2 protein-coding genes are annotated in these 3950 nt (G+C 50.7%); one reads left to right on the forward strand and one right to left on the reverse strand.

Annotated elements, in window-relative coordinates; translation table 11 throughout:
• Positions 1-254 precede the first annotated feature (254 nt).
• On the forward strand, positions 255-1733 hold the full coding sequence (locus tag J0895_RS24790) for a leucyl aminopeptidase (protein ID WP_207090651.1): 1479 nt from the start codon (positions 255-257) through the stop codon (positions 1731-1733).
• A gap of 502 nt (positions 1734-2235) precedes the next feature.
• Here the strand turns inward: J0895_RS24790 and J0895_RS24795 are convergent.
• On the reverse strand, positions 2236-3950 hold a 1715-nt coding region (locus J0895_RS24795; RefSeq protein WP_207090652.1), incomplete at its 5' end, for an S-layer homology domain-containing protein.

Consider the following 3950-nt stretch of genomic DNA (forward strand, 5'->3'; position numbering starts at 1 on the left):
GAAGTTCAATTCCAGGTTACTATGTCGGACAAGACTTAGGCAAAGAAACCGGGTTTCTGCGGAAAAATTAGGGGGGATCTGATCAACTCGTCTCATCTCATCTGAGGATGATTTATGCCCCTGAAGGCGATCGCCTTCAGGACTTAGGGGACTCTTTTCCTGACCGGGTGCAACCCCTGTAACCCCTCTGTGGAAACTTCAATCTCGATCCATACTGGTATTGTTGCGAAGTATTACATTAGTCAGGTCTAGGAATGGAATTTCAAGGAATAGGAACGCCACGGTTGGACTGGTCTGGAGACGCCTTAGCCATTGGGGTGTTTGAAGAGGCAACGGAAATCACCGGGGAATTAGGTCAGCTCAATGACAAGCTAGGCGGGACGATCGCCGAACTGATTGCCGAGACGGAGTTTAAAGGCAAAGACAATAGTAGCGCAGTGACTCGTGTCGGGGGCGGCAGTGCTATCCGCAAGATTATTCTGGTGGGGTTAGGCAAGTCCGAGTCCCTTAGTGTGGATAGTTTGAGACGTGCCGCAGGGACTGCCGCAAAGGTGGCGAGTAAAGAAAAGTGCAAAACCCTCGGCATCGATCTCCCCCTGTGGAATAATGACCCGGATACCACGGCCCAGGCGATCGCTGAAGGGATAGAATTAGCCCTGTTTAAGGATTTGCGCTTTAAGTCGGACCCGGAAGAAACGGGATCGTCACTGGAACGAGTGGAGTTGCTCGGTTTGGCCGATCGCCAAGCTGCGATTACCCGAGGTTTACAAATTTCTAGTGGGGTGAATTTAGCACGGGAGTTGGTAGCGGCCCCCTCCAATATTGTCACGCCGATGTCAATGGCTGACACGGCGGAGGAACTGGCGGCTGAATATGGTCTGGACTTGGAAATCCTGGAACAGGAAGATTGTCTAAACCTGGGAATGGGTGCGTTTCTCGGGGTGGCGCAAGCGTCGGAAATGCCTCCAAAATTTATCCATTTGACCTACAAACCCCAAGGGACACCCCGGCGGAAATTGGCGATCGTGGGTAAGGGTTTGACGTTTGACTCGGGAGGGCTGAATATTAAGCCCACCGGCAGTGGTATCGAAACGATGAAGATGGATATGGGGGGTTCTGCTGCGACGTTTGGTGCGGCGAAGGCGATCGGTCAATTAAAACCCGATGTCGAGGTGCACTTCATCGCAGCGGTGACGGAGAATATGATTAGTGGTCGGGCGATGCACCCAGGAGATATCCTCACGGCTTCTAATGGTAAAACCATTGAGGTGAATAATACGGATGCAGAAGGTCGGTTAACCCTGGCGGATGCTTTGGTATTTACGGAGAAACTGGGGGTTGATGCGATCGTTGATTTAGCCACCCTCACGGGAGCTTGTGTGGTTGCCCTCGGTAATGATATTGCGGGGTTGTGGAGTACGGATGAAGGGTTAGCGAGTCAGTTGCTCGCCGCTTCCAAAACGGCGGGAGAAAAGTTCTGGCAGTTACCGATGGAAGAGTCTTATTTTGAGGGATTGAAGTCCCTGCACGCGGATATGAAGAATACAGGGCCGCGTCCCGGTGGCTCTATTACTGCAGCACTCTTCCTCAAACAATTTGTGGAGAAAACACCCTGGGCGCATTTAGATATTGCAGGGCCGGTTTGGACGGAAAAAGATAAGGGATATAACAGTGCCGGGGCCACGGGTTTTGGGGTCCGCACTCTGGTCAATTGGGTGCTGAATCCGGCTTAATCGGTTCCGGGTGATTCGGGTTATGAATCCCCGATTCATGAGGAGACCTTCAACCCTTTGTCATACAGGTTAACTCAGAAATCGGGTTGATGAGATCAAGATCTGGGTCACAACCCGCGCCATTTTCGGAGGAACCCGGTTTCTGGGCATCAGTTTGATTACAAGTCTAAAACCCGGGTGGAGATGCAAAATTTTGTGTTCCTACCCGGGTTTTGTGAATAATGGGCCAGTCATCCCGGTGATGAAGAGTATAAAATTTTTTTACTTAATATCACGTTGCTCAATCAGTTGTCTCTACTGTTCGGGAGTTCGATCGCAGAACAGTAGGAGCTATTTAGGGTCAGTCGGAAGGCTCCGGTGATAAATCCCTACAGTAGTTTCCCGAACTTTTAACGCAGAAAAGGGTGGGCAGAAGCCCACCCCCCAAGGAGTTAGAAGAAGTGCAAGGAGCGAATAAAGACCAAGGTGGAGTGGAATAGCTCCACCTTGAGTGCTAAACTTTTTACGCAGAGAGGATATATTTCGACTCAATCGCCGCCATTTTATCGGCATTGACTAAGGCTTGATAAATCATCACAGTGACTTCGGCGCGGGTAGCATCGCCAGTGGGGTCAAGTTTGTCCGGGTTGGTATGACTCACAATTAATTCCTTGGCGAGGGCCGTTGCCACTGCCTTCTTAGCATATTCGGGAATGCTTGTGCGATCGCTAAATTTAGTTAAGCTCTCTACATCCCCACCGGATAACCCGAGTCCATTGACGAGAGAAACGAGCACCTGGGCGCGCTGGACATTTTCAGCCGGCTTGAAGGTGTTATCTGGGAAGCCGGAGATAAATTCGCTTTTATAGGCGGTTTGGATCGCGACGTAGCCCCAGAAATCTTCGGGAACATCTTTAAAAGTAGCCGCATCCCGTTTAACTGGGGGATTTAAGGCTTTGGTGAGTAAGGCGGCATATTGCGCCCGGGTCATTTTGTCATCGGGCTTGAAGGTGCCATCAGGATAGCCCCCGACTGCTCCGGCATTGTATAAACCCAGAATGAACGGTTCGGCCCAGTGACCGGCAATATCACTCAAGGGTTCTGATTTGACATCAGATGCCACGATGTGAGATGAAGTAATCGCGTTGGCGAGTCCTTTGACGACTAAGCCTTGATAAATAATAGCCGCGACTTCCGCCCGGGTGATTTCCCGCATCGGATTGAGTTCCTTAACATTAGGATAGTTAACCACCATCCCTTTTTCCGTGGCGATCGCCACGGCATCGGTGGCATAGCTGGGGATTTGAGCGCGATCGGTGTAATACCCCAGGGTCGCGGCATCTCCGTCACTGAGTTTCAAGCCACTGGCTAAAGAAACCAACGCCTGTACCCGAGTTAAATTGTCCTTGGGACGGAAAGTCACATCGGGGAATCCGGCGATGAAGCCCATGCGGTTGGCTTTGACGATCGCATCTTTACCCCAGAAATCACTGGCGACATCGGTGAAGTTCGTCGTGGTGCTACTGAGGGTTTCATTAAAGGCTTTCGCGATGATCGCCGCATATTGAGCACGAGTCAGCTTCTCTTCCGGCTTAAATGTGCTATCGGGGAACCCAGCAATCAACTTTTTCTCGACCATTGCGGTGATAAAGGGTGCCGCCCAATGACCCGCAATATCCGTTAAGCTAGTCGGTTTGTCAGGATCAGAGTCCGGATCCTCGGGAGGGACATTGCTGACGACAAACTCGATATCACCTTTGACCTTCGTCGCACTTAGGGTATTGCCGATACTGAGGATTTTCTCGGTACTGGTATTTTGGACATCAAACTTGCCGTTATCTTTAATCGTGTTACCAGCAGGGTCTTCACTCGTCCCCAGGTCCACTTTGGCATTAGTGGTAACGGTGATGCCGTCTTCCTCGTTCTTTTCGATAATATTGTTGCGAAGGACGGGACTGGCGTCACCATTAATGACTAGCCCGGTGCGATTTTCCAGAATGTGGTTATCTTTGAGCAAAGGCGCTGACTGATAGCCGATCGCCAACCCATAGCCAGTTTTTTGAAACAGGTTGCCTCGCACTTCCCCTTTGGCATTGTCCACAAAGGACATCCCGTTACCCGTATTCTCAGAAAAAATGTTATTTAAGATCGTCGGTTTACCCGTGCCGCTCACAAAAACACCTTCACGAAGGGACTTAGATAAGGTGCTATTGGCGATCGTGGCGGAGACGCCGTGGA

This window comes from Phormidium pseudopriestleyi FRX01, from assembly GCF_017313335.1.
GTDB classification, from domain to species: domain Bacteria; phylum Cyanobacteriota; class Cyanobacteriia; order Cyanobacteriales; family Laspinemataceae; genus Laspinema; species Laspinema pseudopriestleyi.

Coding starts and splice junctions, on each gene's coding strand:
- J0895_RS24790 (WP_207090651.1), top strand. CDS start 255: ATGGAATTTCAAGGAATAGGAACGCCACGGTTGGACTGGTCTGGAGAC.